The 25,349-nt window shown below is 63.6% G+C and carries 23 protein-coding genes and 2 pseudogenes; 19 read left to right on the top strand and 6 right to left on the bottom strand.

Annotated features, from left to right (window positions below):
- Positions 1–117 precede the first annotated feature (117 nt).
- From EDC82_RS14925 to EDC82_RS06785, 12 genes and pseudogenes are all read left to right on the top strand, one after another.
- Positions 118–1,167, top strand: a pseudogene (locus EDC82_RS14925) (cation:dicarboxylate symporter family transporter); the annotation flags it as partial.
- 17 nt (positions 1,168–1,184) lie between these two features.
- Positions 1,185–2,738, top strand: coding sequence for a recombinase family protein (locus tag EDC82_RS06835; protein ID WP_131940992.1), 1,554 nt, complete (start codon positions 1,185–1,187; stop codon positions 2,736–2,738).
- Positions 2,739–3,611: 873 nt separating this feature from the next.
- Positions 3,612–4,919, top strand: coding sequence for an ISL3 family transposase (locus tag EDC82_RS06830; protein WP_083604063.1), 1,308 nt, complete (start codon positions 3,612–3,614; stop codon positions 4,917–4,919).
- A 1,031-nt stretch (positions 4,920–5,950) separates the two neighbouring features.
- Entirely contained in the window at positions 5,951–6,412 is a 462-nt protein-coding gene (locus tag EDC82_RS06825) for a hypothetical protein (RefSeq protein WP_160126201.1), read from the top strand.
- 716 nt (positions 6,413–7,128) lie between these two features.
- Positions 7,129–7,506, top strand: coding sequence for a hypothetical protein (locus EDC82_RS06820; protein ID WP_131940988.1), 378 nt, complete (start codon positions 7,129–7,131; stop codon positions 7,504–7,506).
- Positions 7,507–7,674: 168 nt separating this feature from the next.
- Positions 7,675–9,159 carry a terminase TerL endonuclease subunit gene (locus tag EDC82_RS06815; protein WP_131940986.1) on the top strand — a complete coding sequence of 495 codons (1,485 nt, stop codon included), beginning with the start codon at positions 7,675–7,677 and terminating at the stop codon, positions 9,157–9,159.
- Entirely contained in the window at positions 9,156–10,481 is a 1,326-nt protein-coding gene (locus tag EDC82_RS06810) for a phage portal protein (RefSeq protein WP_131940984.1), read from the top strand. Before EDC82_RS06815 ends, EDC82_RS06810 begins: the two co-directional genes overlap by 4 nt.
- Positions 10,478–10,966 carry a hypothetical protein gene (locus tag EDC82_RS06805; RefSeq protein ID WP_131940982.1) on the top strand — a complete coding sequence of 163 codons (489 nt, stop codon included), beginning with the start codon at positions 10,478–10,480 and terminating at the stop codon, positions 10,964–10,966. Before EDC82_RS06810 ends, EDC82_RS06805 begins: the two co-directional genes overlap by 4 nt.
- The gene (locus EDC82_RS06800) at positions 10,963–11,358 is read left to right on the top strand and encodes a hypothetical protein (RefSeq protein ID WP_131940980.1); all 396 of its coding nucleotides are present in this window, start codon (positions 10,963–10,965) and stop codon (positions 11,356–11,358) included. Before EDC82_RS06805 ends, EDC82_RS06800 begins: the two co-directional genes overlap by 4 nt.
- A gap of 9 nt (positions 11,359–11,367) precedes the next feature.
- Positions 11,368–12,012: a hypothetical protein gene (locus EDC82_RS06795; protein ID WP_131940978.1), complete on the top strand. Its 645-nt coding sequence runs from the start codon at positions 11,368–11,370 to the stop codon at positions 12,010–12,012.
- Positions 12,013–12,084: 72 nt separating this feature from the next.
- The gene (locus EDC82_RS06790) at positions 12,085–12,996 is read left to right on the top strand and encodes a phage major capsid protein (protein WP_235006150.1); all 912 of its coding nucleotides are present in this window, start codon (positions 12,085–12,087) and stop codon (positions 12,994–12,996) included.
- Between the two features lie 554 nt (positions 12,997–13,550).
- A pseudogene (locus EDC82_RS06785) lies at positions 13,551–13,946 on the top strand (cation:dicarboxylate symporter family transporter); the annotation flags it as partial.
- 153 nt (positions 13,947–14,099) lie between these two features.
- On the opposite strand, the gene EDC82_RS06780 reads toward EDC82_RS06785, so the two are convergent.
- Complete coding sequence (locus EDC82_RS06780; RefSeq protein WP_040014430.1) at positions 14,100–14,519, bottom strand: organic hydroperoxide resistance protein; 420 nt, start codon at positions 14,517–14,519, stop codon at positions 14,100–14,102.
- A gap of 211 nt (positions 14,520–14,730) precedes the next feature.
- Between EDC82_RS06780 and EDC82_RS06775 the strand changes: the two genes are divergently transcribed.
- The 3 genes from EDC82_RS06775 to EDC82_RS06765 all read left to right on the top strand — a co-directional run bounded on the left by EDC82_RS06775 (position 14,731) and on the right by EDC82_RS06765 (position 17,956).
- Positions 14,731–16,194 carry an amino acid permease gene (locus EDC82_RS06775; protein ID WP_131940976.1) on the top strand — a complete coding sequence of 488 codons (1,464 nt, stop codon included), beginning with the start codon at positions 14,731–14,733 and terminating at the stop codon, positions 16,192–16,194.
- Between the two features lie 168 nt (positions 16,195–16,362).
- Complete coding sequence (locus EDC82_RS06770; protein ID WP_038568045.1) at positions 16,363–16,770, top strand: hypothetical protein; 408 nt, start codon at positions 16,363–16,365, stop codon at positions 16,768–16,770.
- Positions 16,771–16,846: 76 nt separating this feature from the next.
- Positions 16,847–17,956, top strand: a complete 1,110-nt coding sequence (locus EDC82_RS06765) for a malate/lactate/ureidoglycolate dehydrogenase (RefSeq protein WP_131940974.1) — start codon at positions 16,847–16,849, stop codon at positions 17,954–17,956.
- 23 nt (positions 17,957–17,979) lie between these two features.
- Here EDC82_RS06765 and EDC82_RS06760 read toward each other — a convergent pair whose 3' ends face one another.
- Positions 17,980–19,299, bottom strand: coding sequence for a serine protease (locus tag EDC82_RS06760; RefSeq protein ID WP_131940972.1), 1,320 nt, complete (start codon positions 19,297–19,299; stop codon positions 17,980–17,982).
- Positions 19,300–19,454: 155 nt separating this feature from the next.
- Here EDC82_RS06760 and EDC82_RS06755 point away from each other — a divergent pair, with 155 nt between their 5' ends.
- The 3 genes from EDC82_RS06755 to EDC82_RS15265 all read left to right on the top strand — a co-directional run bounded on the left by EDC82_RS06755 (position 19,455) and on the right by EDC82_RS15265 (position 21,759).
- Positions 19,455–20,846 carry a cystathionine beta-synthase gene (locus tag EDC82_RS06755; RefSeq protein WP_074039241.1) on the top strand — a complete coding sequence of 464 codons (1,392 nt, stop codon included), beginning with the start codon at positions 19,455–19,457 and terminating at the stop codon, positions 20,844–20,846.
- 135 nt (positions 20,847–20,981) lie between these two features.
- Positions 20,982–21,110 carry a hypothetical protein gene (locus EDC82_RS15125; RefSeq protein ID WP_006944370.1) on the top strand — a complete coding sequence of 43 codons (129 nt, stop codon included), beginning with the start codon at positions 20,982–20,984 and terminating at the stop codon, positions 21,108–21,110.
- A gap of 439 nt (positions 21,111–21,549) precedes the next feature.
- Positions 21,550–21,759, top strand: coding sequence for an EamA family transporter (locus EDC82_RS15265; RefSeq protein ID WP_370448847.1), 210 nt, complete (start codon positions 21,550–21,552; stop codon positions 21,757–21,759).
- A 41-nt stretch (positions 21,760–21,800) separates the two neighbouring features.
- Here EDC82_RS15265 and fdhD read toward each other — a convergent pair whose 3' ends face one another.
- Positions 21,801–22,574 carry a formate dehydrogenase accessory sulfurtransferase FdhD gene (gene fdhD, locus EDC82_RS06745; RefSeq protein WP_131942016.1) on the bottom strand — a complete coding sequence of 258 codons (774 nt, stop codon included), beginning with the start codon at positions 22,572–22,574 and terminating at the stop codon, positions 21,801–21,803.
- A 31-nt stretch (positions 22,575–22,605) separates the two neighbouring features.
- Between fdhD and EDC82_RS06740 the strand changes: the two genes are divergently transcribed.
- The gene (locus EDC82_RS06740; RefSeq protein WP_131940970.1) at positions 22,606–23,418 is read left to right on the top strand and encodes a fructosamine kinase family protein; all 813 of its coding nucleotides are present in this window, start codon (positions 22,606–22,608) and stop codon (positions 23,416–23,418) included.
- A 179-nt stretch (positions 23,419–23,597) separates the two neighbouring features.
- Here the strand turns inward: EDC82_RS06740 and EDC82_RS06735 are convergent, their stop codons facing one another.
- The 3 genes from EDC82_RS06735 to EDC82_RS06725 form a co-directional block, all read right to left on the bottom strand.
- On the bottom strand, positions 23,598–24,161 hold the full coding sequence (locus tag EDC82_RS06735; RefSeq protein ID WP_131940968.1) for a nucleosidase: 564 nt from the start codon (positions 24,159–24,161) through the stop codon (positions 23,598–23,600).
- On the bottom strand, positions 24,158–24,628 hold the full coding sequence (locus EDC82_RS06730; RefSeq protein WP_006944389.1) for a YbjQ family protein: 471 nt from the start codon (positions 24,626–24,628) through the stop codon (positions 24,158–24,160). Before EDC82_RS06730 ends, EDC82_RS06735 begins: the two co-directional genes overlap by 4 nt.
- 95 nt (positions 24,629–24,723) lie before the next feature.
- The gene (locus EDC82_RS06725) at positions 24,724–25,347 is read right to left on the bottom strand and encodes an L-threonylcarbamoyladenylate synthase (protein ID WP_074039237.1); all 624 of its coding nucleotides are present in this window, start codon (positions 25,345–25,347) and stop codon (positions 24,724–24,726) included.
- Between the last annotated feature and the right edge of the window lie 2 nt (positions 25,348–25,349).

Raw genomic sequence — 25,349 nt, 5'->3', positions numbered from 1 at the left:
CAGACGGCATCGATTTCGTCACAAAATCCGGTGTGGGGCACCCCACCTCATAGGTTGTCTGATCTTCACCCTAGGGTGAACGGCGTCACAGTTCAGCCGCAAGATCGGAAGCCATCCGTGTCGGATCAGTACGACCACGACGTATCGTCGTCGCCCACGCCACCACCGCGCAGTTCCGCCGAGGGCGCGCCGCCGGAGGTCTCCACGGCCGCGACATCCCCCAAGAAGGATCGCAGCCACTACCTCTACATCGGCGTCATCGTCGCCGTCATCGCCGGCATCGTCTTCGGTCTCGTCGCGCCGGACGCGGCGAAGGCCTGGAAGCCGCTCGGTGAGATGTTCGTCAGCCTCATCAAGATGATGATCACGCCGGTCATCTTCTGCACGATCGTGCTGGGCATCGGCTCCGTCCGCAAGGCCGCGACGGTCGGGCGCGCAGGAGGCATGGCGCTCGCCTACTTCCTCACCATGTCGACGTTCGCGCTTGCGATCGGTCTCGTCGTCGGCAACATCATCCAGCCGGGCCACGGGCTGACGGTCAAGCACGGATCGGCCGACAAGTACGTCAAGACGGCCGAGAAGTCGGGCGGGTTCATCGACTTCCTCAAGAGCATCATCCCCGACACGTTCTTCTCCGCGTTCACCTCCGGCAGCGTCCTGCAGGTGCTGTTCATCGCACTGCTCGTCGGCTTCGCCATCCAGCGCATCGGCGACTCCGCCGAACCCGCGCTGCGTGCGATCGCCACGATGCAGAAGATCGTGTTCCGCGTGCTGTCGATGGTGCTGTGGCTCGCCCCGATCGGCGCGTTCGGTGCGATGGCGGCCGTCGTCGGTGAATCCGGCGCCAAGGCCGTCGGTGAGATGGCGAAACTGATGGCGGGCTTCTACGTCACGTGCGCGCTGTTCATCTTCGTCATTCTCGGCGCGCTGCTGTGGGTCGTCGCGCGCGTCAACATCTGGAAGCTGTTCAAGTACCTCGGCCGCGAGTTCCTCCTCATCCTCGCGACATCGTCGTCGGAGTCGGCGCTGCCGAACCTCATGGCAAAGATGGAGCACGCCGGCATCAACCGCTCCACCGTCGGCATCGTCGTGCCGACGGGGTACTCGTTCAACCTCGACGGCACCGCGATCTACCTGACGATGAGTTCGCTCTTCATCGCCGATGCGAAGTGTAAGTTAGGTGCATGGTCACGACTACAGCAATCTACGCCCGCCTATCGACGGCTGACGCTGGCGACTCCATCGCGTCACAGGTGGACACGTGCCGCAGGTGGCTTGAACTACAGGGGGCAGACTCTAGCGATGTGCTGATCTACAGTGAGGACGCACAAAGCGCGTTCTCCAAGTCGATGACGGCACGGCCACAGTGGGCACGCCTAGAGGCAGACATACGGCGCGGGAAGATAACCCGCGTCGTTTCGCGTCACATGGACAGGATCACGCGCTCTGTGGCAGACCTGCTGCACCTGACTGAACTGGTCAAGGCTACTGGGGTACGGCTGGACACGGTTTGGAGCGGTGACCTCGATCTGAACAGCGCCACCGGGCAGCAGATCGCCACGATTACAGCCGCGATCAGTCAAGGTGAGTCTGCTACCAAGTCTGAGCGTGTCAGGGCGTCCAAAGCTCGTGCTCGCGCCCAAGGCCGTGCCTCAGGTGGACGAACCCCGTTCGGCTGGCAGTCGGTGAACGGCGACCTACAAGACGACGAGGCCGACCTGATTCGTAGCGCGATCCACTACGTGATCGACGGTGGCACGCTCCTTGGTGCTGCGCGCATGTTCACGGGCAGCGGGCTACTCCCCCACAACGGTAAAGAGTGGCGACCTACGAGCGTGCGCTACGTCCTGTGCAGGTGGCGCAACGCTGGGCACCTATCCCACCAAGGCGAGGACGCTGGCCCAGCGACCTTCCCCGCCATTGTGAGCCTTGACGAACTCCACGCCGTGCGCGGCATCCTCATGAACAGTTCGCGTCGTCGTAATCGCAACCCTGCGCGCGTCATGGCTGGCCCGTACCCTACGACGCTGCTGAGCGGCCTAGCGACCTGTGGCAAGTGCGGTTCGACCTTCAAGGGTGGCGGTCACGCTAATAACAGTGGGCTAGCCGTGTATCGGTGTCGCTCGTGCAACTCGGCGGTATCGCGCGACCTGCTCGATGGTATGGCGGCAATGGCAATGGTGAGGTTCTGGTCTCGCGTCGATGTGGCCGACGTAGCACCAACCGATGACCTGAGGGCTGAGATTCAAGCCCTGCGCGCACGCATGGCACAGCTTGAGCAAGAGCGCAGCGAGACGATGCAACTTCGCAAGGACGGTCTTGTGTCGGTGTCTGAGTTGCGCGACCTCATGCAGACCATCGCTGAGCGTCAGGAAGCCCTGGACAACGAGATGCGCGACATGCAAGAGCGGTTCGCGCTGGCATCGACGCTGCACCTTGGTAGCGACGTGCTGAGTGACAGCGCAGCCCTGCTACGTCGGTGGAACAGCACTCCCCTAGACCTACAGCGATCCCAACTAGCAGAGGTTTGGGAGATTACGGTCAGACCTGTCGATGCGGTCAAGGCTCAAACTGTCGTCGTGGACGGGCGCGAGTACCGCGAGCATGTCACCAAGGCGCGATCTGTCCAACGTCGAGCCTTGTTCACCTGTCGCCTAGCCCCTGCACTGTCGTTCGATCCTGTCACCGAGGACGTGACTTCCTTCATGGAGACTATAGCCGAAGGTCTTGACAACTAGCCTCATGTTGTGCTAGACGTCCTGGCATTTAAAATAAACTGCTCAGAAAATACCCGAGCGAGAGAAACTGAGTTAGTGCGACCATAATAGGAAACCTCGGATATATTAGAGTTGTATCCCTAAAATAAACCTGCTAACGTCACCCGTGAGCGCAAGGCTCAGCGATCTTGTTAACTCAACAGTGTCCGTGATCCTGAAACTTTTTCCTGAGGACTCGGAATAACTCAGACCGACTAGGCGATATTATATATGTCCCCGGATTGGTTCCGGCATCGGTAACGATCAAGGCTCGACTCAGAGCCGACCATGTTCCCTATATGCCGTGATCCTGTCCCAATGTGTCCCTAGGACATGCCTAGTATAAGTATTAGTAAGAGATTAGTCTTTAGGTCGTTCATGATCTAAGAGAAGAATGATAAAAGGAAAAGAGAATCCTATGTTTGAGTTTAAAGAGTTTCAGCCAGGATCACTAGATCACTCTCGCCAGAGATCAAAGGGCTACTAGTGGAGGGTGGAGTAAGACAGTCCCAGGGCTGCCAGCACTACCAGGATAAGAGTGCTCATTTCAGCCGGGACTACACCCTCTCCTGCCAATGTACCGCAACAAAGATTATAGGTCGCATGTACTGGGCCGGACTCACATACGACGAGGCTCGTCGTCAGTGCTTGGACGCACGACACCGAGGGATGGATGCGATCACTCGCAAGGACGTCGATCCACGGACAGAGTTCAATGCCGTCTGGGATTACGGGCTCTTCACAGATGAGGGTGTAGCGCGTAGTCAAGGATCGAACGGCGTGGCGCTGCCCGGGTAGGCGTCGAGGCCTTCCGATGATGGAAGTTCTCACACTGCCCATCTGGAAGACCTCGACGTGCCTGACGCTACCTTCACCGACCCTGACCTGACCATGTTCTGCCGCTTGAATGAGCTCGGCCTTGAGGCCACCGGTCAGCGCCTCGAGCCCGCCGGTGCGGTCCTGGCCTGTCGAGTCGTCGAACCCGACCGCTGGTGCCGACGCTGTGGCTGTGAAGGAACCGCGCGCGGCACGGTTGTCCGCCGGCTGGCCCACGAGCCGTTGGGGTGGCGTCCGACGACGTTGGAGGTCACGGTCCGCCGCTACCGGTGCACCGGCTGCGGCCACGTGTGGCGCCAAGACACGTCTTTGGCGGCCGAGCCACGCGCGAAGCTCTCCCGGCGAGGGCTGGCGTGGGCGCTGGAGGGCATCGTCATCGCACACCTGACGGTCGCGCGGGTCGCTGAGGGGCTCGGGGTTGCGTGGAACACCGCCAACGATGCCGTCCTGGCCCAGGGCACACGCGTCCTGATCGAGGACCCGAACCGCTTCGACGGCGTCCGCGTGCTCGGCGTCGACGAGCACGTCTGGCGGCACACACGCAAAGGCGACAAATACGTGACCGTGATCATCGACCTGACCCCGATCCGCGACCGCAGCGGCCCAGCACGACTGCTGGACATGGTCGAGGGCCGCTCCAAGCGAGTCTTCAAGGAGTGGCTCGCCGCTCGCCCTCAGGCATGGCGTGAGGCCATCGAAGTCGTCGCGATGGATGGCTTCACCGGGTTCAAGAGCGCCACCGCCGAGGAACTGCCCGACGCGGCTGCGGTGATGGATCCCTTCCACGTCGTGCGCCTTGCCGGTGATGCCCTCGACCAGTGCCGACGCCGAGTCCAGCAGGAACTGCACGGGCACCGCGGCCGCAAAGACGACCCGCTCTACCGTGCGCGTAGAACGTTGCACACCGGCGCGGGCCTGCTCACCGACAAGCAGCAGACCCGCCTGCAGGAGCTGTTCGTGCTCGAGGAGCACGTGCCCGTCGAGGCGACCTGGGGGATCTACCAGCGGATGATCGCGGCCTACCGCGAGAAGGACCGATCCCTCGGCCGCGCGGCGATGGAGGCGCTCATCGACGCCGTCAGCCAAGACGTCCCCGCCGGGCTGGACGAGTTGCGCAAGCTCGGTCGGACCCTGAAGGCTCGCGCCACCGACGTGCTGGCCTACTTCGAGCGGCCTGGCACCAGCAATGGCCCCACAGAGGCGATCAACGGACGCCTGGAGCACCTGCGCGGCTCGGCCCTGGGCTTCCGCAACCTGACCAACTACATCGCCAGATCCCTGCTCGAGTCCGGCGGATTCAGACCTCAACTACACCCTCATCTGTGAAGAGCCGGATTACGTGCGAGAAACTACCACGGATGCCATGCCACCCATAACACGCCCAGAACGTACCCTAGAAGACCGTCAGACGCTCTTTATAGGGCTAGTGGGAGAGATGCCAGGGATCACCAGTTCCGACCTTAGAAAGGCTCTCCCGCTGCGTCATAATGTTGTGGCAGACCTACGCTCTTGGGCACTCGATAACGGATACGTTCGCACTGAGACAGCCGGTCGTAAGGTACTGCACTACAGGACGAACAAGGTTTACGAGCCTCTCGACCGATACGTGACACTAGAGGATTTCCGCCTCTGGGCACCAAGGATGGAGAAGTGCGACAAGCTACCAGACTTCCTAGATTCGGATAACGAACAGGCACGTTCCATCCTTACGGCATTTGTTCAGAAACGTCGGGATTACTCGGTCGAACGTGGTGAGCACATGAGGTTGTCAGACTTCGTGCAGTGTTATGGACTTACGTCGCAAGATCAATGGGATAAACTAGCAGCACTTTCACAAAAGTAACCTCTAGGTAAACAATGATACCCACCTTCATTAGAGGGTGGGTATCGTCATTTCTCGGACGATAATATAAGTATCATCACCAGTGATATCGACGCAAATCCCCGGTAGTGCTCCCTTTTACGTCAGGCAAAGCACTACCGGGGATTTATGTTTACTATGAACTTAGAAGTGAGAATCCAATGATTTCTTTAATGCTCCCCAATACGATGACTGTTCGGCGTAGTGTTGCCGACTACTCGGACGGCTCCCCCTCCTACATCTGGGAGACAGTGGCCGAGAACGTGCCCTGTCTGGTCTCTCGCCGCGATTGGGCCGAGACATACGCCGATGCCTCACCGACCAAGGCCCGAGCCGTAGGGACGCTGTACACCGAGCCAGACGCCGACGTGCAAAGCGGAGACTCATGCATCGTGGCTGGATTGGGAACGTTCACAGTCGGCGTGGATGGCGGTCTAATGACTGACTACTTGCAAAATCCACACCATAAAGAGTTCGCCGTTAGCCAGGTGCGATGATGCCTAGCGCCAAGTACCTCGCCAACTTCGCAGACCGTCCAGACGTGGGAGACCTTGGGTTTCGTCGTCTTAAACCTGCCCTAGATGCCGCTGACGTGGCGCTGTTCAAAGACCTGCCACCCCATGAGGTGCCCGGTACTGGCTCGGTGTTCGTCACAGTCGGCCAGGGGGCGTCGTGGGGCAGGGATGCATACCACCGTGGCGCGCATCATCCGCTCATGGTCGTCAACATCTACGCAGATCACAGCCGAGACGAGCAGGGCGAAGTCACCAAGCACGACGCCCGCAACAAGGCGCTAGCCGTCTACGACTATATAGACGCCCTCCTCGACGGCACGACCCAAGCCACGTGGCCGGAGGTCATCACCTGCCGTCGAGATTCAGAACCAACGTTCATCACGATCCCCGATGGACTCGGCGCAGAACTCTTGCACATTCGATATGAGGTGTCCCACTTATGATGACTGACAGAGATCACCTAGACCAGATTCACTGTGAGGTCTGGGCCTGCGTAGACGCAGCGATCAGCGAGCCTGAGCGCGTCACGGAACTTATCGGACTACTTGACGCCGACGACCTACAGACCTACGCCCAAGTAGCGATAGGCGCACTGGCAGGCACGCTCCTACGTGTCACGCCTACCGCGCAGGACGCACAACAGTACGCGCGCGACATGGCCGGCTACCGCCATGAGTGAGGTATTACGCCCGTGCCTGGACTGCGGCGAACTGTCACCGAACAGCCGATGTGAGCAGCACGCACGGGAGCACCGAGCAGGACGAGAGCGCGAGCAGTACAGCCGCAAGGGTAGACGCACACGCGCCAGCGGCCATGATGACGCAGCGTTCCGACGACTCGGCAGAGCAGCCAAGCGACAGCAACCGTTCTGCCTGGACTGTGGACGCACTGCCGAGCAGGTGCGCGAGTCAGGCGACAGATTGGAGGCAGATCACCTCCCGAGCGCCTGGCACAAGCGAGAACACAAAAAGACGATATTACTCACGGACATAGAAGTTGTTTGCGGCCCGTGCAATATCGCCCGTGGTAGTTCACGAGTAGGAACGCCGCGATACAACCAATGGTTAAATGAGAAAAGAGAATCCAATGACCCAGGAACTATTAGCACTTAAGAATGATCTTATTGCATTAACTCAGTTACTAGGAATGGAGCCACCAAATGAAATTCACGATTAAAGGCGACTTCCCAGACCTAGAACGAGAGTTCGACCAATGGTTCGATGAGAAAAAGTCTGAGGCCACATTTAACGCGGAGGCCACGCTTCCAGCCCTCAAAGAGCATATTCACAAAGAAACAGGCGCTCTAGCCGACACAGCCCGCCTCAATATTGGTACGACACCAAACGTGTGGCGTGCCGAGTTTACCGTAGGACGATCACCCGAAGTCGATTACGCCCTCTACGAAAATGCACGCCAGGGACACGCCATCTGGGGTGAACTAGACGAGGCTGTTGAACGTGACATGTCCGCCATCTGGGGTGGCCCACCATCGTCGGAACATGGCTCGGTCGATCACTCAAAGCGTGAAGTACTGTAATGCATGAATGAATATATGAATGATTCATGCATAAACATACAAGGCCCTGGGGGGTGGAGGGTTCACCCTTTTCTATACGTCCCCCCGTCTTTTGGGCGGGAGGCAGTTAGTTAGAGCGTCGCAGAGGCGCAGTCAATGAATATACATGCATAGTGAGCAGGTGAGGACATGGCAAGTGGTCGTAGTGGTGGCCCACGCAAGGCAGTCAGTAACGCACCTCTGTCTACTCGCGGCCTGCCTGCCTGCGAGCCTGACAGAGCGTGTGCATGGATCGAAAAATATTGTATCGTACCCAAGGGTAGTGGTGCGGGTAAGCCTCTGAGGCTACGTCAGTGGCAACGCGACATTGTTGGAACAGTGTTTGCCGAGCAGATGCCACGCCTCGCCGGTATCAGCCTTCCAAGAGGTAGCGGCAAGAGCACATTATTAGCGGCTATCGCGTTGTACAGCTTCATTGGCCGGGGTGAGATGGGTGCTAGCGTCGTCTGTGCCGCTGTGGATCAAAGACAGGCCGAAATCGTCTTTAAAACTTGCGTAAGATTCGTGGAACTAAACCCACAACTCGAAAAGCGCATCAAAGTTTATCAGGATAAACTTATTCATCCTGCATCCGGCTCAGAACTACGGGTCTACCCTGCCGACCCGAAGAGTCTTGAAGGTCTGGATTTTAGTTTTTGTGTGCTAGATGAGTTCGGCGTAGCCAGCCGTGACACGTTCGAGGTGCTGAGCCACTCCCAAGGGAAACGAGAGCAGTCAACCCTTGCCTGTATCGGCACACCATCACCGATGGGGACAGATAGCGTGATGTGGTCGCTACGTGAGGCGTACCTAGCCAACCCTGACGACACCTCTACCCGATGGATCGAGTACGCAGCGCCGGACGGGTGCGACGTGGACGACGAAGCCGCTTGGGCCATCGCCTCACCTGCCTTGGGTGACTTCCTGCACATTGACGCCTTACGAGCACTACTACCGCCCAAGACCTCTGAAAACGTGTTCCGTCGTGCCCGTCTCGGGCAGTGGGTGCTAGAAAGTGATGCTCAGTGGACGACACGCGCTGTGTGGGACGCGACTTGTGACCCAGACCGCACCGTGCCCGATGGAACGCCCATCGTCATTGGGTTCGACGGCAGTTGGAAAGGTGACTGCACCTGTCTCGTGGGAGCCACCATCGAGCGCACGCCGCACCTGTTCACCATCGACCTGTGGAAGCCACCCGCCAATAACCCTGACTGGCGCGTACCCGTCGAACGTGTCGAGGCAGCCATCGAGGCAGCCTGCCGACGGTGGGCCGTGCAAGAGGTGGCGTGTGACCCGTCACGTTGGCAACGCAGTATTTCAGTGCTGGCCGGGCGCGGTCTGCCAATGGTGGAGTTTGCACAGTCACCTAACCGGATGATCGCGGCGACAAAATCGTTATATGACGCTCTTGTCGATGGCGATATTACCCATGATGATAACCCTGATTTTGCTGAGCACGTCACCAATGCGCGAGCCAAAGACGATGGGTTCGGTACACAAGTCAAAAAGGTCACGAAACACAGCGAAAAGAAGATTGATCTACTCGTAGCCGGAATCATGGCGCACTCGCGCGCGACCTGGCTAGCCAGTAAGAAACCAAAGCGCGCGAAAGTCTATAGGAGTGTTGGATGACACAGCAAGAGGATTTACAAAGACTAAACACACTACTTGACACCCGAGAGGGTGACGTGAGGACGTGGGAGGCTCGCTACTCGGGTAACGTGCCGCTCGCCTTCATCCCCCCTGCCACGCGCAAGAAACTAGGCGACCGACTGCAAAGTCTGTCAATCAACTTCGCGGGCTTGGCCGTCGATGCTCTCTCCGAGCGGCTACGCCTGCAAGGCTTCACCGTCGATGGCAAGGCCGACCTAGACCTGTGGGAGACGTTCCAACGCACGATGGACGCGGGAGCCGGGCAGGTTCACCTAGACGCCCTCGCGCTCGGTTCGTCCTACGTCTCTGTATGGGCAGATAACGGTTTGCCGGTAGCACTGCCTGAGCATCCCGCCCAAGTCGTCGTGACCACCAATCCGGTTACGCGCCAGGTAGATTCAGCCCTCAAGCGTTGGGCAGCTGACGGTAAGGCGTATGCCGTCCTGTACAAGCGCGACAAGATCACAGCGTTCGTCTCAGACTCATATGTGCCGCAGGACACCACTACCCCGCACGCATGGAGTATCGGGGCGATCCCATCGACGGGTTGGACGAGTACGGGTAGTGTGCCCAACCCTCTCGGTCAGGTGCCCATCGTGCCCTTCGTCAACTCAGGTCGCCTCACACAGCCCTACGGCGTCTCTGAGATGGCTGGCATCGCAGACCTGAACGATGCACTGACCAAAATCCTCGTAGACATGTTGGTGACGAGTGAGAGCAGCGCACAGCCGCGCCGATGGGCTACCGGCATCGAAGTTGAGGTGGACGACGACGGCAACGCCTATGACCCGTGGGAGGGACGCACGACCACAGCCCAGAGTGAGAGTCCCGAGGCTAAGTTTGGGCAGTTCGCACCAAGCGACCTGAGCGCCTACCGCAACGCCGCCGAACTACTCGTGCGCCAGATTGGAGCACTGAGCGGTCTACCGCCCCAGATGCTCGGGCTACATGCGGACGCGGCCATGTCTGCCGATGCGATCCGAGCCGCTGAGGCATCACTAACAGCCAAGGCTGAGCAGCGACAACGACTGTTTGGCCGCTCATGGTCAGAGGTAGCACGCCTCATGGTCGCCATCCGCGACGGCAAAGACCCGAAAACGATTGCAGTGCAACCCATTTGGGGTGACCCTGCCTCACGTTCCGTCGCCCAAGTTGCAGATAGCGCCGTAAAATTGTTTGCGTCGAATCTGTTGAGCCGTCGAGCAGCCCTAGCCGATCTGGGCAAGAGTCCTGACGAAATCGCAGCCATCGAACGTGACGCAGCCCGTGAGGCGGCACTAGCGCAGATGGTGGCCGAATGACGCCCTTAGCACGCAAGACACAAGCACTGGCCCTAGCCGTCACGATGGGCGTCATCGACCAAGCGGCGTTCCTCGCCATCACCACAGCCCTACTAGCCGCGATGCGAACACGGGCAGCGACGCGAGCAGAGGCCGACCTATGCCGACAACTCGATGCACCACCGTTCGGGCTGTGGTTACCTGACGCCTCACCTCTATATGAGGCATCACTGACAACCGTTCTCGACTCGCTCGCCAGTGTCACACCCGGCGAACCGGACGCCCTCAGTAATCTAGTCGAGGTCATCGAGGACGATAGCCGCCATGAGGCAACCACCAAGGCGATGACGATTCATCATGTCGAGCGGTACAGGTTTGTTGCTAGTGCCGACGCCTGCGATAAGTGCCGCGACGATGACGGCAAGACCTATCCAGTAAGCAAAAGCCCTTCACATCACAACCATTGTAAATGTGAGGCACAACCCATAAAGGAGAATCCAAAATGAGTGAAGAAATCGAAGCAGTAGAAAACGAAACTACCGAGCCAGATACGTTCGACCGTGATTACGTTGAGAAACTACGGGCAGAGGCAGCAGAACACCGAGTCAAGGCCAAAGAGGCACAGGACGCCCTAGACGCCTCTGTGAGCGCCTACCGCGCGCTAGCCGTCCAGCACGCCGCTAGTGGCATTCTGAGCCGACCAGACGCCCTAGGATGGCGCGATGACTGGCTAGGCGAGGATGGCGCGGCCAACCTCGACGCCATCCGTGAAGCGGCAACCCAGTACGCCCATGACTACCCACACACGGCAGTCGTGGCCGGGAACATAGGACAGGGCTACCAGGGTGAGGAAGGGGGGAATGTTGATCTGGCAGACATGCTGCGCGCGGGTGCGTAGTATGACGCTATGGGATTAGCAGAAGCTAGCAATCAGGACGAATTGAGCAAGGTTCTTGCTCACCTCTTCGACCTTGAGACACAATGCCAATTTGCGGCTTATCATTATGCCAATTTGGAAAACTGTTCTCCTGCGTATATAGATTCCTCTGACTATTTATATTTCGTTACGCTGCCCGAAAACGGGCTGGTGACTGAACTGAACGCCGCTCGTCTAGCTTATACGCGAAATAAGGTCGCAACATGGGCCAGCATCCACGGTTTTCTCTCGTCTTGTGCCAACATATCCCGCACCTTGTGGGAGGGGCGTGATCGCCGAGTGCGGAAGCTGGTCCGTTCCGAACTAGGAATTTCAGGCAGCTGGGCACTCAAATCTCGCAAGCTTCGCGATAATTTCGAGCATTTCGATGAGCGGCTCGACGAGCAAAGCTGGGAATTTGTTCAGGCCTGGAAAGATCTCTCGTTGGAGCAAGATGATCCTCTCAACAGGGGCCTTGAATCCCTAGAGCTAAGACGCCTCGATCCGAATACCATGAATGTGTATCTTCTCGATCAGCGCGTTAGCCTGCCGGAAATGAACCGCGAAATCCACGATATTCACGCGCGGCTTAGTAATCATATAGCCACGCTTCCGCTTACCGATAGAAGTGTATAGCAATTTCCTGCCGATAATATTTACTGAGCCGGGTGCTCAACTAATCTTTTATCGGTGCGTTAGATACCTCCGATGTTATTTCACTTAATCTCATCGGAGGTATTTATTATGTCTGTTAAGACTAACACTGTTCCCGAACTTACACAGGAACAGGTGCAAAAGATTCTACTTCAGCCACTCATGGAAAAATCACAGTTTCTCTCGTGTGGCCCAACCGTCATTAACACGGCTGGCCCTGTGCGTCTGCCCAAGGCGACCAAGTACGACGGTAGCGACCTCGGATGGACGGGCGAGTCTGAGTTGATCCCAGAGGTAAACGCCGAGTTCGATGAAATTCACCTCATGCCATCGACCATGAAGTCTGTCAAGGTCATCACGCGCTATTCTAACGAGTTGGCCCGTCAGTCTGTCATTAGCCTAGATGCAGCGATCAAGGCGCGCATGGTGGGCGACGTTGCAGCGAAACTCGATACTCAGTTCTTTTCGGCAGGGGGCGATGGTGTCACGACGCCGCGCGGTCTGTTCAACCTCCCAGGCACTCAGTCTGTCTCTGTCGGCGGGGCACTATCCTATGACGTGCTACTCGACGCCTGGGGCAAGGCGCTAGGTGCCAACGTTAATATGTCCTCGCTCAAGTGGGTTATGACACCAAGCGATTTCGTCGGCCTACGCAAGATCAAGGATGCTGGCGGCAACTACGTTATGACGCCCGACGTAACGCAGGATGGTGTGTTCCGTCTCTTCGGCTCACCCGTTGTCGTCACGAGCCGCGTGCCCGACACGGGCGGCGACAAGCCAACTGGCCGCGCTGCACTCGTGGACTTCTCACAGGTCGTCGTTGCTCAGGACTTGGCTCCAAGCGTCACGATTCTTAAAGAGCGTTACGCCGACTACGACGAGCAGGCCATCCGTGTTGTCTCGCGCTATGACGTTGCTGCGCTCAATCCTGAAGCCGTCGTCGTGCTCGACAAGATCACGCGCTGAGGCAGCCATGAAGTACACGAGTGAACTACCCACATCGGCTGACGTGCTGGCCCACCTCGGTTGGTCTAACTCTGCCCGTAACGTCGCACTCGTGACGGCTCACCTAGAACACGTCACCGAACTAGCCCGCGCCTACACCCGTGGACGAGGGTTCGATGAGTTCGGCGCGCTAGCCCTGTGTGACCCAAGCGTGCGAGCCGTCATCATCGGCGCGTGTGCTCGCTCGGTCGCCAACCCTGCCCACGCCTACCGCATCGAGGCCGGTTCAGTCGTCGCTACGCCTGCCCGGTTCGAAGGGTTCACACTGGCAGAACAGACAGCCCTCAACCGATTCCGGGTAAGGGTTGCCTAACTAAATCTTGGCTCGGAACGCTCCCAAGGCATGTCCACCGAGTCAACAACGCGAACGCCGCCGTAGTCCTCACGGATTCTCAGCTACGGCGGCGTTCGTCGTCTTATTACACTTTTGATTTATCAAAAATCTGGTTAGCAAGCCCACACTACCACAGGTGAGGGACAGAGCACAAACCGAGGTGTGAGTACACGATGCACCTAACTTGACCCTGGCAGACGCGATGAACATGCCCATGTCGATCGGGGAACAGATCGGCCTGCTCGTCTTCATGATCGTCGCCTCCAAGGGTGCGGCCGGCGTCACCGGCGCCGGTCTCGCCACCCTCGCCGGCGGCCTCAGCAGCCACAAGCCCGAGCTCGTCGACGGCGTCGGCCTCATCGTCGGCATCGACCGCTTCATGTCAGAGGCCCGCGCACTGACGAACTTCGCGGGCAACTCGGTCGCGACCGTCCTGATCGGCACGTGGACGAAGACCATCGACCGCGAGCGCCTCGGTGACGTGCTCGGCGGGCGCGACCCGTTCGACTACTCCTCGATGGAGGACGATCCGCACTCCTCCGGCGTGCGCGGCGCGTCGCCCGTCGCGCAGCACTGACGGTTTCGAGCGTCACGACGCATGACGAGCGGGTCCCCACCTCGAGGTGGGGACCCGCTCGTCATGTCAGTCACGCTGCCGCGGCGACGCGCCGTCGCGCAGCCGGTTTCAGTCAGCGCGGCACCCGCGCGAACCGCTCTCGGTCGCGACGCCTCAGTCCTCGCTGACGGTGACGGTGACGTCGATGTTGCCGCGCGTCGCGTTGGAGTAGGGGCACACCTGGTGCGCCTTGTCGGCGAGCGCCTGCGCCTCGTCATGCGGCAGGTCGGGGATGACGACCTCGAGTTCGACGGCGAGGCCGAAGCCCTCACCGGCCTTGCCGATGGAGACGCGCGCGCCGACGCTCGACTCCCCCAGGTCGGCGCCCGCGCCGCGGGCCACCATCTGCAGTGCCGAGTGGAAGCACGCGGCGTATCCGGCGGCGAAGAGCTGCTCGGGGTTCGCGCCGTCACCCGAACCGCCCATGGCCTGCGGGACGGCGAGGTCGAGGTCGACGCGACCGTCGCTGGAGTGGACGTGGCCGTTGCGGCCGGCGCCGGTGGCGAGTGCTTCTGCGGTGTAGATAGGTTCCATGCTCGGTGCAACCACGCGGGCCCGCCGGCCATTCCATGACGGCGCCGCCGTCGGTGCTGCCATGAGCGCTACCGTCACGGATCGACGACGGCATCCACCCCAACGCAGCGTTATGCAACCTTGATGCGAAAGGCGTGTGTCACGTCACACCGATGAAACATCTTGCTCATAAGCTCCCCTGGACGCGTGACCACGATCAGGAAGGCAGCGCATGTCGACACCCGCAGCGCCGGTTCATGAGGAACCGGCCGGCGAGCACCTCTCCCGGGGGCTCTCCAACCGCCACCTCCAGCTCATCGCCATCGGCGGAACGATCGGCACGGGCCTGTTCATGGGCTCGGGCAAGACGATCAGCGTCGCCGGCCCGTCCGTCATCCTCGTGTACGCGATCATCGGGTTCTTCCTGTACTTCGTGCTGCGCGCCATGGGTGAGTTGCTGCTGAGCAACCTCAACTACAAGTCGTTCGCCGACTTCGCGGGCGACATCCTCGGCCCGTGGGCCTCCTACTTCGTCGGCTGGACGTACTGGTTCTGCTGGATCGCGACGGCGATCGCCGACACGACCGCCATCGCCAAGTACATCCAGTACTGGTGGCCCGACACCTCGTCGTGGATCCCCGCCGTCGGGCTCGTCGCGCTGCTGTTCCTGCTCAACCTGCCGAGCGTCAAGGCGTTCGGCGAGCTCGAGTTCTGGTTCGCGCTCATCAAGGTCCTCGCGATCATCACGCTCATCGTCGTCGGCCTCTACATGATCTTCACAGGCAGCTCGCACGGCGGGCAGAAGTCGTCGTTCTCGAACCTGTGGTCGCACGGCGGCATCTTCCCCATGGGGTTCATGGGCTTCGCCGCGGGCTTCCAGATCGCCGTGTTCGCGTTCGTCGGCGTCGAGCTCGTCGGCACCGCCGCTGCTGAGACGAAGGACCCGGAGAAGAACCTGCCGCGCGCCGTCAACTCGGTGCCGATCCGCATGCTGTTGTTCTACGTCGGCGCGCTCGTCATCCTCATGTCGGTGCGTCCGTGGACGGAGTTCAAGGCCGGCGAGTCGCCGTTCGTCAAGATGTTCGCCCTCGCCGGGCTCGCCGCGGCAGCCGGTGTCGTCAACTTCGTCGTCATGACGTCGGCCGCCTCGTCCGCGAACTCGGGCATCTACTCGACCTCACGCATGGTCTACGGCCTCGCCGAGGAGAACGACGCGCCGCGTGTGTTCTCGCGCCTGTCACGCAACCGCGTGCCGGTGGCTTCCCTCGCCTTGTCGTGCGGGTTGCTGCTGCTCATCGGCCTGCCGCTGCTCGGCGCGAGCGGCAGCGTCGCCGACGCGTTCGACAAGATCACGACGGTCTCCGCGATCTGCTTCATGTTCGTGTGGACGATCATCCTCATCAGCTACGTCGTCTACCGCCGTCGCCGCCCGCACCTGCACGAGGCGAGCACCTTCAAGATGCCCGGTGGCGTCGTCATGTGCTACGCGACGATGGCGTTCTTCGTCTTCGTGCTGTGGACGCTGTGGATCAAGGACGACACCCGTCAGGCGTTGCTGTGGACGCCGCTGTGGTTCGTCATCCTGCTCGCCGCGTACTTCCTCATCGTGCGTCGTCGCCCGGCGCACGAGCAGCTGCGTGCCGAGCACGCCGCGAAGGTGGAGCGGGAGAACGCCGAGGTCACGCGTCGTAGCTGACCCGGCTCGCCCACGACGACGGGGTGTCGTCCGCTCAGGCGGACGTCACCCCGTCGTCATGTCGACACGCGGCTGTGAGTCTCGTGCAGTCGCAGTCGGCTCATCCCCAGGTGTGACGGCTGTGGATGACGAACGCGGCGCCGCGAAGCCAGGCGTCAGGGTGGAGCCATGACTGCTGCGCACGAACCCATCACCGACCTCACCGAGCTCGTCGCGACGTGGACGACGCTGCTCGAGACCGCCCCGCTGCGCGGGCGCAACCTGTGGCTGATGTTCCTCGACCCGAGCGCCCGCCCGCTGCCGGCCCTCACGCAGATCGAGGGCCTCAGCCTCACCCCGGATGCCCGCTCGATCGACAGCCTCGGCGAGCTCGTGCGTCACCTCGTCGACGATGATCGCGTCCCCAGCGGCGCGGCACTGTGCCTCGAACGATCGGGCACGACCGGCGCGTCACCGTTCGAGGAGGGCTGGGCCGACGCCCTGACCCGTGAGCTCGGCGAGCACCTCGCGTGGCCCGTGCTCGTGCGCACACCCGGCGGCATCACACCCGTGCGGTTGTGGTCGAGCGCGGCCTGAGACGTGCGTCGTTCGTCGGCACCGGATCGGCGCGGGCGCCGCCCGGGCCCGATTCGCGGACGCCTACGCTGGAGACATGACGTCCAATCCTGCCGCCGTGACCACACGCATCGTCCCGCCCGCCGTGGCGCACGACCTCGTCCGCACCGTCTGTGACGCGCTCGGCAGCAACGAACGCGAAGCGCGCCTCGTCGCCGACCACCTCGTCGCCGCCAACCTCGCGGGGCACGACTCGCACGGTGTCGGCATGATCCCGACGTACGTCGGCTCGGCCGCCGCGGGTGGGCTCGTCGTCAACGCCGAACTGGAGACGGTGACGGACGCGGGCGCCGTCCTCGTCGTCGACGGCGTGCACGGCTTCGGTCAGGCGATGGCGTTCGACGCGATGGCGGTCGGCATCGAACGGGCCCGCGAGTACGGTCTCGCGCTCGTGGGCCTGCGCAACTCCCACCACGTCGGCCGCATCGGTCACTGGGCCGAGCAGTGCGCGGCGGCGGGGCTCATCAGCATCCACCTCGTCAACGTCGGCGGCAGCCTCATGGTCGCGCCGTTCGGTGGCAGCGACGCCCGTTTCAGCACGAACCCGTTCTGCGTCGCCTTCCCGCGTGTCGGTGAACCGACCATCCTGCTCGACTTCGCGACGAGCGCCATCGCGTACGGCAAGGCGCGTGTCGCGCACAACAAGGGCGTCGAGGCACCCGAGGGCAGCCTCATCGACCACGAGGGGCGCCCGACGAACGACCCGTCGGTGCTGTTCGACGAACCGCACGGCGCGCTGCGTGCCATGGGTCTGCACAAGGGCGGGGGCCTGGCCATCATGTGCGAACTGCTCGGCGGCGCCCTCACAGGCGGGCTGACGACGCGTGAGGAGACGGCGCACGATGCGACCTCGATCTACAACTCGATGACGAGCATCCTCATCGACCCGAACGCACTCGGCTCACTCGACTCCGGCGCGGCCGATGCTTTCCTCGAATGGGTCAAGGCCTCCCCCGCGCCCGCCGGCGCCGAGCATGGGCCGCTGCTGCCCGGCGAGGTCGAACGCGCCACGCGCGCCACCCGCACCCGCGACGGTCTGCCTGTCGACGAGACGACGTGGCGCGGCATCGCCGACGCGGCGCGCGCCGCAGGCGTCCCCGACGACGACACCACCCTCGCCGCCTGGAACGCCTGCGCCGCCGCCTGAATGCGTCAGAGCTCCTGAGCGCGTCAGCCCGCCGTCACGCTGACGTCGTCGACGAGGAAGCTCGTCGCGAGGTCGGCGTCCTCGCTCTCACTGAAACGCAGCGTGACGCTGCGGCCCTTGTACGCCGACAGATCGACGGTGTGACGCACGTAGTCGCTGCTCGCATCGAGGTTCGAGGCTGACGCCACACGCTTCGTCGAGGTGCCGTCGACGACGTCAAGACTGAACGTGTCGTAGGCGCGCGAGCCGGTCTCGGCCGTCACGACACGGCTCCAGTACGTCAGCGTCGGGGTCTTCGCGTTCGCGGGGATCGTGACGCTCTGGCTGAGCGATTCGCTGACGCGTCGGCCGTTGCCGCCCAGCCACGCCTTCGCCGCGCCGCCGTGCGCGGCGTACGTCACATCGGTCGTGATGGCGCCCGTCGTGCCGCCCCAGCCGCGGGTGCCGGATTCGAAGTCACCGTTGACGAGAAGATTCGTGTCCGGTGTAGGAGTCGGCGTCGGGTCGGTCGGCGGCTGCGCGGGCGTCGCGCCGAACAGGGTGCAGCCCTTGAGCCCGAGGTCGATGCGCCCGGCGGTGAAGCACGCGGTGAGCGGGTACGTCTGCTGACCGTAGCTCTGGCCCTGGTGGACGCTGACGTTGCCCGCCGCGTCGACCTCGCACGGATTGTCGAGTGTGCAGCGCTTGCCGTCGTCGTTGCCGGTGTTGTTGATGCCGATGACGGTGCCGCTCGTCGCATCGACGATCGGCGAGCCGGAGCTGCCGTGCGGCGTCTGGCACGTCGAGTAGCGGATCGAGTCGTTCATCGTGTAGCCGCCCTCCTTCAACCGGTACACGAAACCGTTGATCGCGCAGCCGTAGTGCTGCTTCCAGTAGCCCGACGGAATGTCGATGCTCGCCTCGTCGCTCGGGTGCGTGGCCGCGAGCGGGCGAGCGGTGACGTTCTTCGCCGCGAGCTGCGCGTACGTCGACGTGCTGCGGTACACGGCGACATCGGTGCCCGTCATCGTCGCGTACTGGAGGCGATCGAGTGTCAGCTTCGTCACGGTGTGCGCGTCGCTGCCGCCGAGCACGGTCGCCGAACGTGTCTCGGCCTTGTCGTAGACGAACGTCGACGGCTCCGGCATCGTGCCGATGCAGTGCCCGTTCGTCAGGACGAGGGCCTTGTCGGTGTCGGCAGCGCCGGGGAAGCGCACGAGCGAACCCGAGCAGTTGTCGAGCGCGACGATCGCGTCGTACGTGGCGAACCGCGTCGCGGCGCTCGATGCGGGAGCCGAGGCGAGGGTGGCTGCGCCGACGACGGCGCTGAGCGCGACCAACGGGATGCGGGTGCGAACGGCCATGGGGATCTCCTGGTGATGAGGCGGGCGCACCCGCGTCGACACGGCGTTGTCACACCGCAAGTCACACAGTAGAACGACAGGTCATGTCCAGGTGGCGTTGAGCTTCGGAGAATTCTCGCCACGCCCCTACCGGCACGGCATGAAATGATCCAGCCATGAACTATGCGGAGAGCGTCGTCGATCTGGTCGGAAACACCCCTCTGGTCAAGCTGGGCACCGTCGCGCGTGAGGCGGGCGTGCGCGCGACCGTCCTCGCGAAGGTCGAGTACTTCAACCCCGGCGGCTCGGTCAAGGACCGCATCGCCCTCAAGATGATCGAGGCGGCCGAGGCCTCCGGCGAGCTGAAGCCCGGCGGCACCATCGTCGAGCCGACCTCGGGCAACACCGGCGTCGGTCTCGCGCTCGTCGCGCAGCGCAAGGGTTACCGCTGCATCTTCGTCTGCCCCGACAAGGTCGCCAAGGACAAGATGGACGTGCTGCGCGCCTACGGCGCCCAGGTCGTCGTCACGCCGACGTCCGTCGCGCCCGACCACCCCGACTCGTACTACTCGGTCTCCGACCGCATCACGCAGGAGACACCCGGGGCGTGGAAGCCGAACCAGTTCTTCAACCAGCACGGCCCGCAGTCGCACTACGAGACGACCGGCCCGGAGATCTGGCGCGACACCGACGGGCGCGTCACGCACTTCGTCGCGGGCGCCGGCACGGGCGGCACCATCTCGGGCACCGGCCGCTACCTCAAGGAGGTCAGCGCCGAGCGCCCCGAGGCCGACGGTGGGCCCGTGCGCATCATCGGCGCCGACCCGGAGGGCTCGATCTACTCGGGCGGCACCGGGCGTCCCTACCTCGTCGAGGGCGTCGGTGAGGACATGTGGCCCGGCGCCTACGACCCGTCGGTGCCGGACGACGTCATCGCCGTCAACGACGCCGAGGCGTTCGCCATGACGCGTCAGCTCGCCGAGAAGGAGGGCCTGCTCGTCGGCGGTTCGAGCGGCATGGCCGTCGTCGCCGCGCTACGCGTGGCGAAGGACCTGCCCGAGGACGCCGTCGTCGTCGTTCTGCTGCCCGACTCCGGGCGCGGCTACATGTCGAAGATCTTCGACGACGCGTGGATGAACTCCTACGGCTTCATCACCGGCGAGGGCGAGCGCACCGTCGGCGACGTGCTGCAGGCCAAGTCCGGCGACCTGCCCGACCTCGTCCACACCCACCCGCAGGAGACGATCCGCGACGCGATCGACATCATGCGCGAGTACGGCGTCAGCCAGCTCCCCGTCGTCGCCGCCGAGCCGCCCGTCATGCTCGGCGAGGTGCGCGGCGCCGTCAGCGAGCGCACGCTCATGGACCTGTTGTTCGCCGGGGACGCGCAGCTCAGCGACGCCATCGCCGACCACCTCGGCGAGGGCCTGCCGCTCATCGGCCGCGGCGAACCGGTGTCGGCGGCGCGCGAGGCGCTGCATGACGAGGGCGCCGTCCTCGTCGTCGACGGCGGCCGCCCCATCGGCGTCCTCACCCGCTTCGACCTGCTCGAGGCGCTCGCGAACTGACGCCGGACCCTGGCGTCAGGACGCAGGAGTCCCGCCGTGAATCGCATGCCGGTCGGGGCGCAGTTCGTGTTGCTGGCGCTCATGTGGGTTCGAGCTTCCTGGTCACGAAGGTCGGCCTCGAGGTGGCTGTCCGTTGTGCAGGTGCTCGCCCGCATGGCGAGCGGCGCGCTCGCGCTGCTCGCGATCTGTGCGGTGCGGCGCCAACCGCTCCCGCGGGATCGTGCGGTGCGAGGCCACCTGCTCGTCGTCACGATGCTGTTGTGAGTCGTGCCGTTTCTACTCTTCGCGTGGGCCGAGCAGCACGCCTCCTCCATCCTGGCGAGCATCTAAGACGTGACGGCGCCGCTCATGACGATGATCGTCGCCGTCGCGGCGCTGCCGGAGGAACGGCTGACGCGTGATCGCGCCATCGGCCTCGTCCTCGGCTTCGTCGGCGTGCTCACCATCCTGTCGCCGTGGCACTCACTCGGCGGTTCGAGCGCGACGGGTCAGCTCGCATGCCTCGCCGCGACCGCGTGCTACGGCCTCGGCTTCACCTACCTGCGCAAGCAGATCGCTCCGCGTGGGCTGCCGGCGCTCGCCGTCGCGTGCTTCCAGGTCTCGCTCAGCGCGCTCGTGCTCACGCCGTTCGTGGGCCGCGGCGAGGTGCACCTCAGCTGGCGCGTCGTGCTGAGCATGCTCGTTGGGCGCACCTGGCACGGGCATGGCGTTCGTGTGGAACACGAATGTCGTGAGTGCCTGGGGCGCGACGAACGCGTCGAGCGTCACCTACCTCACGCCCGTCGTCGGCGTCGTCTTCGGTGTCATCTTCCTCGGGGAGCACATGACGTGGAGCGAACCGATCGGCGCCGTGCTCGTCGTACTTGGCATCGTCGTGAGCCAAAGACGATTGAAGCGGCTGACGTCCCGCTGAGCTGATCGCGAGAGGACGCGGCGCCGTCGAGGGCTCGTCCGTCAGGCGCTGACGCGGTCGGCGCCGGCGTAGATGTTGAAGTGGTCGCGGCGCATCATGCCGACGAGCACGAGTCCGTATTCCTCGCACAGATCGACGGCCATCGAGCTCGGCGCCGATACCGCGACGATGCCGCTGACGCCCGCCGCGACGGCCTTCTGGACGATCTCGAAAGACACCCGGCCGGACACGACTAGCAGCCGATCCGTCGCGGGCAGCTCACCCTCCATGAGGGCGCGACCGAGCACCTTGTCGACGGCGTTGTGACGCCCGACATCCTCACGCACCGGCCCCAGCACCCCGTCGTACGTCGCGAGGGCTGCCGCGTGCAGCCCCCCGGTGCGTTCGAAGGCACGCTGGCCGCGGCGCAGAGCGTCGGGCAGTTCGCGAGCGACGTCGGCGCTCAACACCTTTTCGCACGTGGCGATGGCGGGTCCGAGCGTCAGCTGGTCGGCGCTGCACACGCCGCATGCCGCGCCGGTGACGAACGAGCGCGGACGCGGTGGTTCGACGCCGGCGGCGAGGGTGATCTCGATGGCGTCGGTCTCGTTCTTCCAGCATCCGCGCAGCTGACGGATGTGCTCCGGCGCGCTCGTTCCCGACTCGACGAGCAGCCACCCGGCGGCGAGTTCGGTGTCGTGCCCGGGCGTGCGCATGAGGACAGCCAGGGTCGTGTCGTCGAGGTGCAGTTCGAGGGGCGCCTCGACGACGAGGTCGTCGGGGCGACGGCTCATGCCCCCGGCGTTGATGCGGTGGACGGGGCGGCGCGTGGTCATCTGCGGCACCTCGCGAGCGTACTCTCATCGCATGAACGGACGCGAGAACACGTACGTGAAGCAGCGAGCCGGCGCGCCGTCCGGCTTCTTCGCCACGGAGGCTGCGGGGTTGCGGTGGCTCGCCGCAGCGAGCGCCGATGGGGGCGTCGACGTCGTCGAGGTGCTCGACCAGGACGCCACGTCGGTGACGTTGGAGCGCCTAGACGAGGCTCGCCCGAGCGACGGCGTCGACGCGGCCGCGGCCCGGTTCGGTGCTGCTCTGGCGGCGACGCATGCGGCGGGTGCCCCCACGTTCGGTGCGCTGCCGCCCGGCGCGTCGACGTACTTCTTCGGTCCGCTCGATCAGCCGCTCACGCTCCCCCATGTCGAATCGGCGACGTTCGGGGCGTTCTACACGCAGGCCCGGCTGCGACCGGTGCTGGAACGCACGCGGCTGGCGGGACGCGACGCTGACCTCGCGCAGCGCGTCTGCGGCGCCGTCGAATCGGGGGCCGTCGACACCTGGGGCGCCTCGGGTGAGTTCGTGCGGCCCGCCCGCGTACACGGCGACCTGTGGAGCGGCAACGTCCTGTGGACGCGCGGCGGCGCCGTCGTCATCGACCCCGCGGCGTGCGGGCACCACCCGCTCGCGGACCTCGCGATGCTGACGATGTTCGGCGCCCCCGGGCTCGAGGCGATTCTCGATTCCTACGCCGAGGCCGCCCACCTGCCCGACGACTGGCGCGAGCAGCTGCCGTTGCATCAGCTGTTCGGCTGGCTCGTCCACCTGCATCTGTTCGGCGCGGGCTACGCCGAGCCCGTCTCGCGGGCCCTCGGCGCGTCGGCCCGGCTGTTGGGCGTGTGAAGCCTTGGAGGCGTGCGCTCAGTCGCGGATCTCACGGTCCATGGCACAGCGTCTGACCGTGGCGTTGCCCCGCTCCTGACGGCTTGCGACGCGACGGCCGACCGTATGCTGATGCCGCTCGCGAGCCGCGGAGCCAGCGCTGCCACATCCCGCGGCGCGTGCGTTCGCCCAGCGGCGCGTCAGGTGGACGAGACGTTGGCGGTGAACCAGGCCGCGAGGTCGCGCGCCGAGGTGTCGACGAGCATCGCCCAGTCGAACGCGGAGGCGTCGGCGTCGTCCGAGACGTGCTTGACGACGCGCACGGGCACGTCGAACGCCTGGCAGGCCGCGACGACGGCGTAGCCCTCCATGTCGACGAGCGACGCGCGCTCGGCAAGAGCATCCCGCACCTGTGCGTCGCTGACGAACAGGTCACCCGTGGCCAGGACGAGCTCTGGGTCGCCTGCCCCGACGCCGAGGCGCTCGCGCACGTCGTGGCCGAGGGCGCGGATCGCGTCGGCACTGATGTCGTGGTTGAGCACGACGCCCGGCTCGAAGACGCCGCGCATGCCGGGGCGCAGGGCTCCACATGAGCCGAGGTTGACGACCTGCAGCCCCGCCCGTTCCTGCGGCGTACGCTCCGCGAGTGCCCGCGTCGTTGCGATTGCCGCCGCGGTCTTGCCCAGGCCGGTCAGGACCATGTCAACGTCAGCGGGAAGATAGCGCGTCTCGCTGGCCGCCGCGGCGACGACGAGCGTCGTCACCGCTGTGCGTCAGCGTTGCCCTGCCACTGCTGCGAGGGCTCGCCCGAGCCGCCCGCGAACTGCTGGCCCATGCTCTGCGACGCCGGCGCATTCCACTGCTGCGCCCCGCCCTGCTGACCCTGGTGCGCCTGCTGCCCGCCCTGCTGGCCGTCAGGTGCGATATAGACGGCCGTGCCGTAGGCGCACACCTCGATGCCGGTCTGTGCGAACTCGTTCGTCTCGAAGCGGAATGCCACGACGGCGTTCGCGCCGCGCGCCTGCGCCTCGGCGGCCAGGCGGGACAACGCTTCACGGCGGCACTCGACGAGCAGTTCGGTGATGCCCTTGAGCTCACCACCGGCCATGGCCTTGAGCCCGGCGCCGATGTTGGAGCCGATGTGGCGCGAGCGCACCGTCAGGCCGAAGCACTCACCCATCGTCGCCTCGATGCGGTGACCGGTCACGTCGTTCGTCGTCACGATGATCATGACGTCGAGTCTAGGCGGCAGGCACCGTCCGCGGGGGTGCATCGCCGCGCCTTCTCCGACCCTTGTTCCAGGCGCCTTCGCGCGGCTACGCGGCGTCAGCCCTCGAAGCGCGCGACGTCGCCGGCACCGACGCGCACCACGGTCGGCGCCGCGTCCGTGTAGTCGATGACGCTCGTCGGGCGCGGCTCGACCTCATCGGCATCGATGACGATGTCGACCTCGTGGTCGAGTGCGTCCTTGACGGCCCAGCCGTAGGTGAACGGCTCGTCCTGGTCGGGCAGAATGAGCGACGTCGACAGCAGCGGCTCGCCCAACTCCGCGACGATGGCACGCGCGATCGGATGGTCGTCGAGGCGCACCCCGACCGTCTTCTTCTTCGGGTGCACGAGCTTGCGCGGCACCTCCGCCGTCGCCGGCAGGATGAACGTGTACGGCCCCGGCGTCGAGGCCTTGATCGCCCGAAACGCGGCGTTGTTGAGCTGTACGAGCTGACCGAGTTGTGCGAAGTCCTCGCACACGAGCGTGAAGTCGTGCTTGGCGTCGAGGTGCCGGATGCGCACCATGCGCTCCTTGCCCTCGGCGTTGCCGAGCGCGCAACCGAGAGCGAAACCTGACGACGTCGGGTAGGCGATGAGCGCGCCGTCACGCAGAGCGTCGACGACCTGACGAACGGTGCGCGGCTGCGGGTTCTGGGGGTGGATGTCGAGGAAGAGCGCCATGC

This window comes from Dermacoccus sp. SAI-028, assembly GCF_004346775.1.
Classification (GTDB): Bacteria; Actinomycetota; Actinomycetes; order Actinomycetales; family Dermatophilaceae; genus Dermacoccus; species Dermacoccus nishinomiyaensis.
The sequence above is the reverse complement of the archived record's forward strand: the minus strand, read 5'-3'. Positions and strand labels throughout refer to the sequence as shown.

Excerpts from the sequence above, each read along its gene's own strand:
- EDC82_RS06835 (WP_131940992.1), top strand. The coding sequence starts at position 1,185 with ATGGTCACGACTACAGCAATCTACGCCCGCCTATCGACGGCTGACGCT.
- EDC82_RS06825 (WP_160126201.1), top strand. The coding sequence starts at position 5,951 with ATGCCTAGCGCCAAGTACCTCGCCAACTTCGCAGACCGTCCAGACGTG.
- EDC82_RS06820 (WP_131940988.1), top strand. The coding sequence starts at position 7,129 with ATGAAATTCACGATTAAAGGCGACTTCCCAGACCTAGAACGAGAGTTC.
- EDC82_RS06815 (WP_131940986.1), top strand. The coding sequence starts at position 7,675 with ATGGCAAGTGGTCGTAGTGGTGGCCCACGCAAGGCAGTCAGTAACGCA.
- EDC82_RS06810 (WP_131940984.1), top strand. The coding sequence starts at position 9,156 with ATGACACAGCAAGAGGATTTACAAAGACTAAACACACTACTTGACACC.
- EDC82_RS06805 (WP_131940982.1), top strand. The coding sequence starts at position 10,478 with ATGACGCCCTTAGCACGCAAGACACAAGCACTGGCCCTAGCCGTCACG.
- EDC82_RS06800 (WP_131940980.1), top strand. The coding sequence starts at position 10,963 with ATGAGTGAAGAAATCGAAGCAGTAGAAAACGAAACTACCGAGCCAGAT.
- EDC82_RS06795 (WP_131940978.1), top strand. The coding sequence starts at position 11,368 with ATGGGATTAGCAGAAGCTAGCAATCAGGACGAATTGAGCAAGGTTCTT.
- EDC82_RS06790 (WP_235006150.1), top strand. The coding sequence starts at position 12,085 with ATGTTATTTCACTTAATCTCATCGGAGGTATTTATTATGTCTGTTAAG.
- EDC82_RS06780 (WP_040014430.1), bottom strand. The coding sequence starts at position 14,519 with ATGGAACCTATCTACACCGCAGAAGCACTCGCCACCGGCGCCGGCCGC.
- EDC82_RS06775 (WP_131940976.1), top strand. The coding sequence starts at position 14,731 with ATGTCGACACCCGCAGCGCCGGTTCATGAGGAACCGGCCGGCGAGCAC.
- EDC82_RS06770 (WP_038568045.1), top strand. The coding sequence starts at position 16,363 with ATGACTGCTGCGCACGAACCCATCACCGACCTCACCGAGCTCGTCGCG.
- EDC82_RS06765 (WP_131940974.1), top strand. The coding sequence starts at position 16,847 with ATGACGTCCAATCCTGCCGCCGTGACCACACGCATCGTCCCGCCCGCC.
- EDC82_RS06760 (WP_131940972.1), bottom strand. The coding sequence starts at position 19,299 with ATGGCCGTTCGCACCCGCATCCCGTTGGTCGCGCTCAGCGCCGTCGTC.
- EDC82_RS06755 (WP_074039241.1), top strand. The coding sequence starts at position 19,455 with ATGAACTATGCGGAGAGCGTCGTCGATCTGGTCGGAAACACCCCTCTG.
- EDC82_RS15265 (WP_370448847.1), top strand. The coding sequence starts at position 21,550 with ATGGCGTTCGTGTGGAACACGAATGTCGTGAGTGCCTGGGGCGCGACG.
- fdhD (WP_131942016.1), bottom strand. The coding sequence starts at position 22,574 with ATGACCACGCGCCGCCCCGTCCACCGCATCAACGCCGGGGGCATGAGC.
- EDC82_RS06740 (WP_131940970.1), top strand. The coding sequence starts at position 22,606 with ATGAACGGACGCGAGAACACGTACGTGAAGCAGCGAGCCGGCGCGCCG.
- EDC82_RS06730 (WP_006944389.1), bottom strand. The coding sequence starts at position 24,628 with ATGATCATCGTGACGACGAACGACGTGACCGGTCACCGCATCGAGGCG.
- EDC82_RS06725 (WP_074039237.1), bottom strand. The coding sequence starts at position 25,347 with ATGGCGCTCTTCCTCGACATCCACCCCCAGAACCCGCAGCCGCGCACC.